The organism is Clostridium sp. BIOML-A1 (assembly GCF_009874105.1).
Lineage (GTDB): Bacteria > Bacillota > Clostridia > Lachnospirales > Lachnospiraceae > Coprococcus.
In genome coordinates, this window is sequence record NZ_WWTL01000004.1 from 154,296 (window position 1) to 167,687 (window position 13,392).

The window sequence follows — 13,392 nt, forward strand, 5'->3', positions numbered from 1 at the left end:
GACCCCCTATTCGTTATTATTAAATATATCATCCAATTCATCGGTCAGATTTTTTAACATCGTAACGACTTTCTTATAGTCCATACGTTTCGGACCGATGATACCTATAGTTCCTTTTGCGCCTTCCGGCATCTTATAAGTTGCCGTTACAAGGGAGCAATCTTTCAGATCCTCACTGGAATTCTCATCACCGATTCGGATCTCTATATCAGAGTTATCTTTATTGATAACTTCTTCTACATATTTTACAAATTCCTCTTTGTCTTCTATATCTTCAAAAGTTCCAAGCAGTTTTTCTGCTGTTGCCGAATCCATCAATTCAGGATACTTTAACATGTTGGTCGCTCCGCTTGTATAAACCTTCAGGTCATCCGCTTCATGAATAGCTTCCATGATCCCCTGAAAGATGTTTTCTAAGATATCCGCATATTCACCTGCCTGCATCTTCATCGTCTGTATCAGTTCCAGATTAATATCTTCTAATGCAGCTCCCTGAAGGAACGTGTTTAATAAAATATTGAATTTTAAAATCTCGTCATTCTTCAGATCGTACGTGGTATCGATCAGCTTATTCTTTACGATATTTCCATCCACCATGATCACCGCAAGAAGCTTTGACTCAGCAACCTTGGAAAGCTGTATAAACTTCACGGTATTATTATACTGAGGTGTGGTAACCAGTGTGGCATAATTCGTATTTGCCGCTAATACCCGGGCAACCTGCTTCAGCATCTTCTCCATTTTATCAACTCGTTCAAGAAGATTTCCCTTCTCTGTCTCAGCCTCTATCTTCTCATTCATAAGGCTGTCAACATAGAACCGATATCCTTTGTCCGTCGGAATTCTTCCTGCAGATGTATGCGGCTGACATATATAACCCATGTCCTCCAGATCAGACATCTCATTCCTGATCGTCGCCGAACTTAAGTTCAAATCTGTATACTTTGAAATTGTCCGCGATCCTACAGGTTCTCCGGTCTCTAAATAATTGGAAACGATAGCTTTCAGAATTTTGACTTTTCTTTCGTCAAGTTCCATCTGCTCATCCCTTTCATTTTTGTTAGCACTCAAATACCCCGAGTGCTAACCACTAAAATTAATCTAACACCCACTACCTTGTTTGTCAACATTTATTTTGAAAAAAATCAAGAAAATTTATAATTTTTGAGCTTTGAAAAAATGAATACCGAGTCCTGTAGAAATCACGGCATATAAAAGACTGATGATAATCGCAGCTAACGCATCTGTTCCGTTAAATGTAAGGTCACTTGTCATACCGAGAAGCTGCACGATCCAGATGTTATCCGACCACGCCGGCAGATTAAACAGATCCACAAGGACACGAACTCCGGGTGTAAATAACAGCACCAAAAGAACCGCGGCAGTCATAGACAAAACCGAATGTCTGATCAGTGAAACCAACATAAATGCAAACATCGCGCAGGCTCCGATCATTATAAACTGCAGCACTATCGCAAGCATTGTTTTTCCAATCCGGGAAGCTTCTGAAGCTTCAGGGACATTTCTAAAAAACAAAGCAGCCGCAATCCCTGAAATCAGAATATATTCCAGTAAGATCCCCCATGCATAAGTAACTGCCGCCAGCACTCTGGCAATATAACAGGCCGCTCTGCTTTTACTTCTCTGCAGCTCGCAGCGTATGGTATTCTGTTCGTAGTCTTCGGATATATGAAGGATAACCGGAAACATCATAAGAAGGACCAGAAGCTCCGAGGCAGAAAAAGCCGATGCAATATAAGCGATTCCGCCCATCTGACCTTTGATCGCTGTAATCGTCTGTTCTGAAAAGCCTGCTGCCGACAGGAAGTCGCTGCTTACCCCTGCACTTACATAATGAAGAAAAGCTGCTACAAGAATCGCAAACGGAATCACCAGAATTATGATCATTCTGCCATAAAAGCTTTTGCCATATCGAAATACTTCTGCTCTGTAAACATTCATACTGTTGCCTACGCTCCCTCTAAATAAGAAATAACCGGATCTATCTCCTGTTTTTAATATACCCGTGAGTGGTTTTTTATATTACAGATAAATAATCCGGTCACAGACCTGTTCCAGATCTCCGGGTATGTGGCTGGTAAGAATAACCGCCATTCCTTGTTTTCTTCGTTTCTCCAGATAAGATAAAAACGATGCTCTCGTAAACGGATCAAGCCCGTTCAACGGTTCATCAAGCAACGCCAGTCTTGTCTCTTTATGGATCGCAAGACAAAGCGCAAGCTTCTGTTTATTGCCAAGTGACAGCTTAGATGCTTTGATCCGGTCAAATTCATGGATACCCAAAAGATCGATCAAAGCTTCATCCGTAAGCTGCTTATCTCCGTTCATATGCTCCATCATTTTTATATTATCACGCACGGAAAGGTCTGAAAAAAAAGAGGGTCTGTCGATCACACATGCCATATCTCTGCCGGATATATCTGTTACATTTATCTGTCCTGAGCAGCTGCCCTTTTTCCGGGGAATAAAGCTCGCCAACATACGAAGTAACGTGCTCTTTCCACTTCCATTTTGTCCCGCCAGTCCGACAATCTCGCCTTTACGCAGTACAAATGTCAGATTCTTCTCCCACAACGGCCGTTCTGTTCCAGGATAGGTATAATTCAGTTCATTTATTTCTATAATAATAGCAGTCTGCTGCTCATTCGTCTCTTTTATCATATCCGAACCTGTCCCCGACTATCATTTCATTTATCTTTATCCTGTAAAAAATCTACAAGAATCCTGTTACTTACATCGATTCCCTTTCTGGTAAAACATACCATCCCCTTTTCATCTTTCATATGTCCGCTTGCCACATACCCTCTTATAATATCCCCATAAGCATCATATAAGGAATGGCCGAATCGTTCATAGAAATCCGCCGCACTGATCCCTCTGGTCATTCTAAGCCCAAATATCACATACTCTTCCATCAATGTATCAATATCTACAGTTTCATCAATATGTCTGATTGAAAGCAGCTCCGGTATCCGGTACGCTTCATCGATCGAGCGTTTTTCAAATACTTCCTCCATCGTATCGACATACTGTTTTATATCTGACGTATTCGAATATCTTCTTCCGTTAAAAAAGGAAGCCGCACCTATACCGATCCCGATATATTCATCCATCGTCCAGTATACGATATTATGTCTGCATTCATATCCGGGCTTTGCATAATTTGAAATCTCATACCTTTTATATCCTGACATCTCGAGTACCTTTCCGGTTGCTTCATACATTTCACGGTCTGTTTCCTCATCCGGAAGCTTTGAAAGGAGTTTCTGATCCCCCGCAAGCGGTGTTCCATCTTCCACGATCAGGCTATATGAAGAGATATGCTCCGGTCTGCACTTCAATACACGCTCTAGTGTATCCAGGTAGGAATGAAGCGTCTGCCCCGGGATCGCAGAGATCAGATCGACATTGATATTTCTGAAGCCTGCGTCACGTGCTGTCTGATATGATGTCAGAAACTGTTCATATGTATGTATCCTGCCAAGCATGGCAAGCTCATCATTGTGTGCGGACTGCAGTCCGATACTCATACGATTGATCCCGGCCGCCAGATATTCCGCTGCTTTGATCGCAGTCAGGGTACCCGGATTCACCTCAATCGTAATCTCGGCTTCTTCGTCCACTTTAAAAATGCTTCTAAGGGTCGCCAATATATTCATGATCTCGCCCGGTAAAAGTATAGACGGAGTTCCTCCGCCTATAAATATCGTTTTTACAATATAGTCCTTTGATATGCTTTTATAGCTTAATAATTCTCTGCAAATGCTCTGGACATATGCCTTTCTGACCGCACCGCTCCGGTTGATCTGCGGGTCATCCGCACCAAAAGACAGGAAATCACAATATACACACTTCTTAACACAAAACGGAATATGTATATAAATGCTCAGTTTTTTTCTCATGTGTTTTTCCTGCCTTCTCGTTTTTTCTGTAAGCTGCTTTCTGCTTATATCAAAATCATTTTTGATTTATTTCATTCTAAATGTCTTGATTCAACCTGCAATTTTTTTATATTTATTCCTCATCAAGTTTTAATACGCTCATAAACGCCTGCTGCGGAATCTCTACATTTCCGATCTGACGCATACGTTTCTTACCTTCCTTCTGTTTCTCCAGAAGCTTCTTCTTACGGGAGATATCTCCACCGTAACATTTTGCAAGGACATCCTTTCTGACTGCTCTTACCGTCTCTCTGGCAATGACCTTGTTGCCGATCGCAGCCTGGATCGGAATCTCAAATAAATGTCTTGGGATCTCCTGCTTTAACTTCTCGCACATCTTTCTTCCGCGTTCGTAAGCAGTATCCTGATGAAGAATGAAGGATAACGCATCGACCTCTTCTTTATTGATCAGGATATCAAGTTTTACAAGCTCGCTCCGCACATAGCCCTTCATCTCATAGTCAAAGGACGCATAACCTCTGGATCTTGATTTTAATGCATCAAAGAAATCATAGATGATCTCATTTAACGGAAGGTCATACCGAAGCAGCGCTCTGGTTTCTTCCATATATTCCATTCCCTGATATACGCCACGGCGTTCCTGACAGAGCTGCATGATCGCACCTACATATTCTGTAGTGACCATGATCTCCGCGGATACAAACGGCTCTTCCATATATTCGATATTCGACGGATCCGGCAGATTGGACGGATTCGTCAGTTCGATCATCTTACCATCCGTTGTATGCACACGGTAAACAACGCCCGGCGCAGTCGTAACAAGATCCAGATTGAACTCACGCTCCAACCGCTCCTGTATGATCTCCAGATGCAGAAGTCCAAGGAAACCGCAACGGAAACCGAAACCAAGTGCGATCGATGTCTCCGGCTCAAAGCTTAAGGACGCATCATTTAACTGAAGCTTCTCCAATGCATCGCGAAGATCCGGGTATTTGGCTCCATCTGCCGGATAAAGTCCGCAGTAGACCATAGGCTGTGCCTTCTTATATCCCGGAAGCGCCTCTGCGCATGGATTGTCGTTATCTGTAACGGTATCACCGACTGTAGTATCTCTGACATTCTTTAAGCTGGCAGTGATATAGCCTACCATTCCTGCCGATAATTCATCACAAGGAACGAATCTGCCAGCCCCGAAGATTCCTACTTCTACTACCTCTGCAACAGCTCCGGTTGCCATCATGCGGATGGACGTCCCACGTTTTACCACACCGTCGAATAAACGGCAGAATATGATAACACCTTTATATGAATCGTAAATACTGTCAAATATAAGTGCCTGAAGCGGTTTTTCCGGATCTCCTGCTGGTGCCGGGATCTTCGTAACGATCTGCTCTAAGACCTGATCGATATTGATACCATTCTTTGCCGAAATTCTCGGAGCATCCTGCGCTTCGATTCCGATCACATCTTCAATCTCATTTACCACACGCTCAGGTTCGGCCGAAGGAAGATCGATCTTATTGATAACCGGCATAACATCCAGATCGTGATCGATCGCAAGATATACATTTGCAAGTGTCTGTGCCTCGATTCCCTGTGCTGCATCCACAACCAGGATCGCACCCTCGCAGGCAGCCAGACTTCTTGATACTTCATAATTAAAATCAACATGCCCCGGGGTATCGATCAGATTGAAGATATATTCTTCTCCATCCTGTGCTTTATAGATCGTACGAACGCACTGTGCCTTGATCGTGATTCCACGTTCCCGCTCCAGATCCATATTATCAAGCACCTGATTCTGCATCTCACGTTCAGTCAATAAGCCAGTCTTTTCTATAATCCTGTCCGCAAGTGTCGATTTACCATGATCGATATGCGCTATAATGCAAAAGTTTCGTATCTTTGACTGATCTATATGAGCCATCCTGTTTTCCTCCGGTATCTGAATTTCTTTTCTCTTTTTATTTTAAGCATGCATTTCTGCAGGCAAATAATTTCGTGTTCATTATCATAACACAATCTCACTTTCCGCTCAATACTTTGTAAAGAATTGCAGACAGCGGTTCCATGGCATTTTTTGCCTCTTCTACCGTATTCGTCTGGCTGCCGACCTCTACTAATAACGACCGGGGCTTCAGATCCAGATTATATCGATATCCCTTAACAAATATCTTTCTTACAAAGGACTCATAATTTGCCTGTGCCGTCAGATACATCTGCAGACTGAAGGCAAGATTTTCTGTTTTGTATGGATTTGCCAGATATGATATGTCTCCGTTCTTATTTAATCGGCTCACTCCGTTTAAAAACATAATCTGCGCAGTCTTTTTTCCCCCGATCTCCGTAATCAGATATGTATCCTCGGCTACACCGTCTCTGTGAATATCGATCACGACATCAATAGACGGGTATTCCGTAAGAATCTTCTGAACTCCCTCTCTTGCATAATCATATGCCGCGCTTCGATCCAGCTCCCCACCGGTCATATCGTAGGCTGTCGTATCGTGATAGACTGCCACCCCGTAATTCTCTTCGAGAAGCTGCGTCAGGTAATCACCAACGCCGATCACGGTATCCTCAACCTTGCCCGGCTCGGAATCTTTAAAGCTCTCCGTTCCGTGTGTATGATAGATCAGCACCTTATAGTTCTTATCCTCTGTATCGATCGTCAGATCCATAGAGGCAAGATCCTGCCCGTTTAATTCTTCCCTGGATACATTTGTCGTACTGTCGATCACATAGAAGTGATTTTTTATATAATCATAATCAGCAAGCTTTTCCTGCATATAACTGCGACATCCTGCCATCGCAGCTATCGATGCTGTCGCTTCTCTTTTCTCCCGCATGACATTTTTCGATAGATCCTTCCGAATGTCCGTCTCTGCAATATCCGTCTCCTGTTCTGATGCACAGGACACAAATGCACCTGCAAGGCAATATTCCTGCAAACAATCTTCTAAAAAACAGGATGCTTCTTCATGTTGCTTTCCCTCCTGCTGTATATTCGGCTTCTGATCCGACGATATCGTTCCTGTCAGAAGCTGTCGCAGCATATCCGTCTTTGTCTCATCATCACATTTTGCAAACCATATTGCAAAAAAGGCTATGACCAGAAAAAAACAATAACGCATTCTTCTTTTTTCGCATCTTGTCTGACAGTTTCTCATTCCGGATAAACTCATTACTTTTTATTATTTATCAGTATATGAGTCCTTCCTGAAAATAATACCATTTATTGCTTCGGATATTGTGAAGCTGATTCGTCTTACCAGTTCATCAATATTTTTTGGAGTAACAAACATATCCGCAAGCTCCGGTTCTACCAGATGATATGCGATCTGATATCTCTGCTGCTCGGACAATTCTTTCACCAGCTTCTTCCCATGTATCTGATCAAATGCATCGGCGATCTCATCAAGAGAATCATCAATGATAGACGGAACCGATATAACTGTCGGAACTCCAAGTGCGATGACCTTTGTTTTTATATTATCTGAGTTGATCTCCATCCGGTTATTTCCGACGCCGGAGCCCGGACTGATCCCGGTATCCGTAAGCTGCACAGTCTTGTTCAACCGCTTACTGCTTCTGGCCGCAAGAGCATCAATTACAAGAACCGCATCTACCTTGATATTCCCACAGATTCCTTTTATGATCTCCACCGTTTCAATTCCTGTCTGTGCCATAACGCCCGGACAGATCGCCGATATATCATATTCCTGTCTGCCCGATACAGGGATCTTCTCGATTCCCAGATGTCTGGTTATAAAGAGATGATCAACAACCAGCGGACCGAGTGAATCCGGTGTCACCTCACGGTTTCCGAGACCTACGACCAGAACGGAGCTTGCATCTCCCAGTAATTTTTTAAGATTATTTGATAGTTCACGGCACAACGGCTCATGGATCGTTTCATCAAATTCCCGGATCTCCGGACATTCGATCGTAATATAAGTTCCAAGAGGCTTGCCAAGTGTCTCTGCCCCTTTCTCATTTGTTACATTGATCGTCGTTGTCCTGATACCCTGCCGGTGGATCTTTGTCGCAATCTGTATTCCATCCAATTCTCCGCGATCTTTTATATCTTCTCGTAATTCTATCGCAAGGTCTGTCCGAATCGTTCGTTCCATAGCCGTTCCCCATTTCTGTCTATTCTCTCTCCGGCAGAAAATCGTAGTTTCAGCCGGTATGCTCTGGTATATAAAATGCCCCGAATGAATATTTCTATTCACCGGGGCAATGCCTGTTCCACATTATCTTACATAATCTTTTTAATTATCCGGTTTATTACCTCAGGATATCCGCAGATCGTCATAACCGGTGGGTTCCATTTTACAAATGCCGTATCCTTAAAACAGGTAGATACACCAACCTCTATTCCTCCCTCCATCTCGGAAGAACGGACGATCCGTTTAAATTTGCTCTTGTCTTTTACAAGGCTCCATGCGGCTTTACCGATCGTGAAATCCACAATCGGATAGCCGCCCTCATAACCGGTTACAACTGCATCTTCAATAAATGAGTATTCTTCTTTCCATGTAGCAACTGCATCTTCAATCGATTCAAACATAGTGTCTGTATTCCTTTCTTTTTTATTCTGACTTTTATGCTTATTCAGATCGTATTTTTTACATATAATACAAGTATAGCACACAGTTTTTTAAAATGCCTTAATTTTATTTCAGAAATGATTTTATACTTTATTATTATGTAAATCTCTGCTATAATGAGTTGTATTTATGATCGAACTTAATTTAAGGAGGATTTTCCATGGATTTTAGCAAAAAGGGCGTGGAAAAGAAACAGAAAGCTCTCGTTTCTAAACTACCCCGAAATAAAAAGAAACTGACGGTTTCTCTGTTCAAGGCAATGCTTGTCTTATTTCTGGCGATCATTGTTCTTGGTATCGGAGCCGGCTTCGGTGCACTAAAGGGTATTCTGGATGATACACCGGAGGTAAATGCAAAGGATCTGATTCCGAAAGGATATCAGACAACCCTGTACGATCAGGATGGCAAGGAACTCAAAGTTCTTGCAAGCTTCGATGCAAATCGCGAATATGTCTACTATGATGATATTCCGGAAAATCTGGTCAATGCATTTATCGCTATCGAAGATCAACGTTTCTGGGAACATAACGGTATCGACGTTCAGGGTATCATGCGTGCATTTGCCCATGGTCTTCAGTCAGGTGACTTCGATCAGGGTGCAAGTACTCTGACACAGCAGCTGATCAAGAACCAGATCTTCAATGTCGGTCTGGATGAGAAAACCATGTTTGACAAGATCGAACGTAAGGTTCAGGAACAGTATCTCGCTGTTGAGATTGAAAAAGTCCTGCCAAAGAAAAGTATCGCTGAATACTATCTGAATACTATCTACCTTGGTCAGGGACGATACGGAGTAGAAACCGCATCCCAGTATTATTTTAATAAACAGTTAAAAGACCTGACGATCTCCGAGTGTGCGGTTCTCGCTGCAATCCCTCAGAACCCAAGCAAATTTGATCCGGTTGTATTTCCGGAAGAAAATGCAAAAAGACGTCTGATGGTTCTGGATAAAATGTCAGAGCTGAACATGATCTCCCAGTCAGATTATGATACAGCAATTGCCGATGATGTATATGCTGAGATCAAAAAGGTATCATCCATAAAGAAATCATCACCGACAAAGATAAACTCCTATTACATCGATGAAGTAATTAACCAGCTGGAAGATGACTTCATGGCAATGGGATATTCCAAATCAGAAGCAGACAGTATGATCTACTCCGGCGGTCTGGAAGTTCATACCTGTCAGGATACAGAGATTCAGGATATATGTGATACTGTATTAAATGATGAGGACAACTATCCAACTGACAGTTACCAGCTCTCCTATGCACTGACTCTCGTAGATGACAATGGTGAACAGTATAACTACAGTCAGAACATGATGGTAACATGGTTCCAGGAAGAAAAAGGACAGTCTTCTTTCGATCTGATCTTCTCAAGTGAGGATGACGCAAGAGCTGCCGCTGATGAATACAAAGCACATCTGATTGCTGAGACCGGATACAAAGAACAGCTCGAAAGCTATAAGGTAACTGTTGAACCACAGATTTCCTTCACATTGATGGATCAGGAAACCGGTCAGGTAAAATCAATCGTCGGTGGTCGTGGTGAAAAGACAGAAGATCGTTCCTTTAACCGTGCAACCGAAGCAACCAGACAGCCCGGTTCTACATTCAAAGTCGTTGCCGCTTTCCTCCCTGCACTGGACGGATGTGGTATGAGCCTTGCAACAGTATACAAAGATGAACCATACACCTATACAAATGGCGGCGAAGTCAGGAACTGGTACAGTGGCTACCGTGGTCCAAGCACGATCCGACAGGCTATTCAGAATTCCATGAATATTCTTGCTGTTAAGACGATCACCGATGTTACACCGGAGCTTGCCTACGAGTATCTGTTAAAGCTTGGATTTACAACTCTTGTAAAGAACCGTACAAATTCAAGTGGCGGTATTGAATCTGATATCAACCAGTCTCTCGCTCTTGGCGGTCTGACAGATGGTATCACAAATCTTGAGATCACAGCTGCATATGCTACGATCGCAAATGAAGGTAATTATATCAAGCCTGTCTTCTATACAGAAGTATATGACCATGACGGAAACCTGCTGATCGATAACCGGAAGCCGGAGGAATCCGCAGTTATTTCACCTCAGAATGCATGGTTATTAACAAGTGCAATGCATGATGTAGTAACGATCGGTACCGGTACTGCCGCAAACCTTTCATGTGGCCTTTATACCGCTGGTAAGACAGGTACAACTTCCAGTAACTATGATGCATGGTTCTGTGGATACACTCCATACTATACCGCATCTATCTGGATAGGATTCGATGTGAATACAAACTTTGCCGCAGGAAACTATCATAAGAATATGTGGCGTAAGATCATGGATGAAATTACAGAAGTCAAAGGCTTAGATACTTCAAAGACATTCGAAATGCCGGATGGAATTGTTCGTGCAACCGTTTGTAAGGATACCGGTCTTCTTCCGGTAGAAGGCTGCGATACAGTTACAGATTATTTTGCAAAGGGAACTGTTCCAAAAAAGAAATGTGGTGGTAATAAAAAGATTGTGATCTGTAATGAATCTCATAAGCCTGCAACAAACACATGTAAAGAAACAACCACTTATTATTATACAGTTGATGACGATGGCAAGATTGAGATCCTTGATGCCGACTTCGAATACGATCAGAATATTTTAAAGGAAAAATGTCCACTTCATCCTGAGGAAGAAGAAACGGAGGATACCACAGAGGAAGATAAGAAAGAGTACAAGATCTCCTCATCTTCAGAAGGCGGCGGTTCGATCTCACCGACAACAACCGTTAAGAAGGGCAAATCAACAACCTTCTATATCACACCTGATAAGGGATATACCATTTCAGATGTAATCGTAGATGGAAGCTCCGTCGGTGCTGTAACCTCTTACAAATTCTCGAAGGTAAAGGGAAATCATACGATCAAGGCTGTCTTCAAGAAGAAAGACAAGCCTACGACAGAGGAACCTACCACAGAACCTCCGACACCGGAGCCTACTACAGAACCTACTACGGAACCTCCGACACCGGAGCCTACTACAGAACCTACTACAAATCCTACAGCAGAGCCTGAAACAAGCTCGGACGGTGAGTAATAGAGAATAAGAGTAATACACATAAAAGAGAACGCTGGTGTTTATCTGTTATGTAGCAAGCCTATCCGAGTGTCGGCACTTCGACAGCGTATTTTGCTGTCCTATGTGCCGTTACACCGAGGATAGAACGAAAGTGTCTTGCGTAATAATAGGATAAACATCAGCGTTCTTTCTTTTATGTGGATTAATTCTATTTCGTCATCTTTGGTTTAAATATCAGTGAGGCAATATAGGAAAAGATCAATGCAGCGGAGGTTCCCACTGCTGCCATTTTAAAGCCTCCCCGGAACAGCCCTATGAATCCATCCTGATCTACCGCTTCTTTGATTCCCTTCCAGAGGTTATATCCAAATCCCGATAAGGGAACGGATGCTCCACAGCCTGCAAATTCTAAAAATGGTTCATACACCCCTATCGCACCGAGAACCGCTCCCGTACAGACAAGAAGTACCATTATGCGTCCCGGCAACAGCTTTGTATTATCCATAAGGATCTGAACCAGAACACAGATCAATCCACCAATAATAAATGCTTTTATATAATCCATATACTATCTCTACTCCCTTTCTATTATTACACCATGTGCAATACCCGGTATATTCTGACCTTCGTTGTAACTGACCGTAGACAGAAGGGCTCCCGTAGGCACGAAAAGTACCCTTTTCCATGAACCCTCACGAAGCTGTTTTAATATATACCCTGCAAGTGTGATCGCCGAACAGCCGCATCCCGAGCCGCCTGAATGTGTATCCTGTTCTTCATTATCAAATATCTCAATTCCACAATCCATATGCTGTCTGCTGATATCTACACCATTATCTTTTAGCAGATCAATCAAAATTTTCCGACCGATCTTTCCCAGATCGCCGGTAATGATCCGATCATAATATGTCGGTTTCACATCAAAATCCTGTAGATTCTGATAGATCAAATCTGCCGCAGCAGGGGCCATACATGCTCCCATATTAAAGGAATCTTTTACACCGTAATCAACGATCTTCCCTGTCGTAACTCCTTTGATCCTGACAGATACAGGTGCATCATCATCTTTTTTACTTCCTATTACAAATGCTCCGCTTCCGGTTACCGTCCATGTCGCGGACAACGGACGCTGATTTCCGTATTCCAGTGGAAACCGGAACTGTTTCTCCGCACTTCCATAATGACTGGAGGTTGCCGAGACAGCATAATCTGCATATCCTGCCGCAACTGTCATCGCCGCAAGTGATAAACCCTCACCGCAGGTCGAACAGGCTCCATATAAACCAAAGATCGGTATATCCATATCCTTGACACCGAAGGTTGTCGCGATCAGCTGCCCCAGCAGATCTCCTGCGAACAGATAACGGATATCAGATTTCTCTTTACCTGCCTTTTTGATCGCAAGCTCCACTGCTTGCTTTACCATCTCGCTCTCTCCTTCTTCCCATGAATCCTTTCCAAATGTCGGATCTTCCGATACGATATCAAAATATCCCGCAAGCGGTCCGTCTGCTTCTTTCGGTCCGCAGACAGATGCCTCTCCCAATATATATGGGGGATCCGTAAAACTAACACTCTGTTTCCCTATCATCCTGTTCATGTTATGTGTATCCTTTCTTTTTACATTGTAATAATATTTATTCATTTGTAATTTGCAGGTAATTTATACATGCAGAATATGCGCTGGACAAATTCTTCATTTCGGAGTAATCTTAAACAGATGCAAATTATCGACTGCATATAAGATCAGATATCCGGTATGCAGATTTTAAAAGAAAATCTGAAATGG

The 13,392-nt window shown here is 42.8% G+C and carries 11 protein-coding genes; 1 reads left to right on the forward strand and 10 read right to left on the reverse strand.

The annotated features are described in order from the left end of the window. Positions 1 to 6: 6 nt before the first annotated feature. The 8 genes from hrcA to GT641_RS04540 all read right to left on the reverse strand — a co-directional run bounded on the left by hrcA (position 7) and on the right by GT641_RS04540 (position 8,496). Entirely contained in the window at positions 7 to 1,038 is a 1,032-nt protein-coding gene (hrcA, locus tag GT641_RS04505) for a heat-inducible transcriptional repressor HrcA (RefSeq protein ID WP_044946238.1), read from the reverse strand. A gap of 117 nt (positions 1,039 to 1,155) precedes the next feature. Next, positions 1,156 to 1,962, reverse strand: a complete 807-nt coding sequence (locus GT641_RS04510; RefSeq protein ID WP_161116914.1) for a hypothetical protein — start codon at positions 1,960 to 1,962, stop codon at positions 1,156 to 1,158. A gap of 81 nt (positions 1,963 to 2,043) precedes the next feature. Next, positions 2,044 to 2,682 (reverse strand): ABC transporter ATP-binding protein, encoded by a 639-nt coding sequence (locus GT641_RS04515; protein ID WP_161116915.1) that lies wholly within the window; start codon positions 2,680 to 2,682, stop codon positions 2,044 to 2,046. A 26-nt stretch (positions 2,683 to 2,708) separates the two neighbouring features. Then, the gene (gene hemW, locus GT641_RS04520) at positions 2,709 to 3,923 is read right to left on the reverse strand and encodes a radical SAM family heme chaperone HemW (protein WP_161116916.1); all 1,215 of its coding nucleotides are present in this window, start codon (positions 3,921 to 3,923) and stop codon (positions 2,709 to 2,711) included. Positions 3,924 to 4,035: 112 nt separating this feature from the next. Then, positions 4,036 to 5,850 (reverse strand): translation elongation factor 4, encoded by a 1,815-nt coding sequence (lepA, locus tag GT641_RS04525; protein ID WP_008403015.1) that lies wholly within the window; start codon positions 5,848 to 5,850, stop codon positions 4,036 to 4,038. 97 nt (positions 5,851 to 5,947) lie between these two features. Further along, positions 5,948 to 7,093, reverse strand: a complete 1,146-nt coding sequence (gene spoIIP / locus GT641_RS04530) for a stage II sporulation protein P (protein ID WP_161116917.1) — start codon at positions 7,091 to 7,093, stop codon at positions 5,948 to 5,950. Between the two features lie 24 nt (positions 7,094 to 7,117). After that, the gene (gpr, locus tag GT641_RS04535; RefSeq protein ID WP_008403012.1) at positions 7,118 to 8,056 is read right to left on the reverse strand and encodes a GPR endopeptidase; all 939 of its coding nucleotides are present in this window, start codon (positions 8,054 to 8,056) and stop codon (positions 7,118 to 7,120) included. A gap of 128 nt (positions 8,057 to 8,184) precedes the next feature. Then, positions 8,185 to 8,496, reverse strand: a complete 312-nt coding sequence (locus GT641_RS04540) for a hypothetical protein (RefSeq protein WP_044946236.1) — start codon at positions 8,494 to 8,496, stop codon at positions 8,185 to 8,187. Positions 8,497 to 8,696: 200 nt separating this feature from the next. Here GT641_RS04540 and GT641_RS04545 point away from each other — a divergent pair, with 200 nt between their 5' ends. Continuing rightward, the gene (locus GT641_RS04545; RefSeq protein ID WP_161116918.1) at positions 8,697 to 11,621 is read left to right on the forward strand and encodes a PBP1A family penicillin-binding protein; all 2,925 of its coding nucleotides are present in this window, start codon (positions 8,697 to 8,699) and stop codon (positions 11,619 to 11,621) included. A gap of 190 nt (positions 11,622 to 11,811) precedes the next feature. On the opposite strand, the gene spoVAE is transcribed toward GT641_RS04545, so the two are convergent. Then, complete coding sequence (gene spoVAE / locus GT641_RS04550; RefSeq protein WP_008403006.1) at positions 11,812 to 12,168, reverse strand: stage V sporulation protein AE; 357 nt, start codon at positions 12,166 to 12,168, stop codon at positions 11,812 to 11,814. A gap of 9 nt (positions 12,169 to 12,177) precedes the next feature. Further along, entirely contained in the window at positions 12,178 to 13,203 is a 1,026-nt protein-coding gene (gene spoVAD, locus GT641_RS04555) for a stage V sporulation protein AD (protein ID WP_044946262.1), read from the reverse strand. Between the last annotated feature and the right edge of the window lie 189 nt (positions 13,204 to 13,392).

Excerpts from the sequence above, each read along its gene's own strand:
- GT641_RS04515 (WP_161116915.1), bottom strand. The coding sequence starts at position 2,682 with ATGATAAAAGAGACGAATGAGCAGCAGACTGCTATTATTATAGAAATA.
- spoIIP (WP_161116917.1), bottom strand. The coding sequence starts at position 7,093 with ATGAGAAACTGTCAGACAAGATGCGAAAAAAGAAGAATGCGTTATTGT.
- lepA (WP_008403015.1), bottom strand. The coding sequence starts at position 5,850 with ATGGCTCATATAGATCAGTCAAAGATACGAAACTTTTGCATTATAGCG.
- gpr (WP_008403012.1), bottom strand. The coding sequence starts at position 8,056 with ATGGAACGAACGATTCGGACAGACCTTGCGATAGAATTACGAGAAGAT.
- GT641_RS04510 (WP_161116914.1), bottom strand. The coding sequence starts at position 1,962 with ATGAATGTTTACAGAGCAGAAGTATTTCGATATGGCAAAAGCTTTTAT.
- hrcA (WP_044946238.1), bottom strand. The coding sequence starts at position 1,038 with ATGGAACTTGACGAAAGAAAAGTCAAAATTCTGAAAGCTATCGTTTCC.
- GT641_RS04545 (WP_161116918.1), top strand. The coding sequence starts at position 8,697 with ATGGATTTTAGCAAAAAGGGCGTGGAAAAGAAACAGAAAGCTCTCGTT.
- spoVAD (WP_044946262.1), bottom strand. The coding sequence starts at position 13,203 with ATGAACAGGATGATAGGGAAACAGAGTGTTAGTTTTACGGATCCCCCA.
- GT641_RS04540 (WP_044946236.1), bottom strand. The coding sequence starts at position 8,496 with ATGTTTGAATCGATTGAAGATGCAGTTGCTACATGGAAAGAAGAATAC.
- hemW (WP_161116916.1), bottom strand. The coding sequence starts at position 3,923 with ATGAGAAAAAAACTGAGCATTTATATACATATTCCGTTTTGTGTTAAG.
- spoVAE (WP_008403006.1), bottom strand. The coding sequence starts at position 12,168 with ATGGATTATATAAAAGCATTTATTATTGGTGGATTGATCTGTGTTCTG.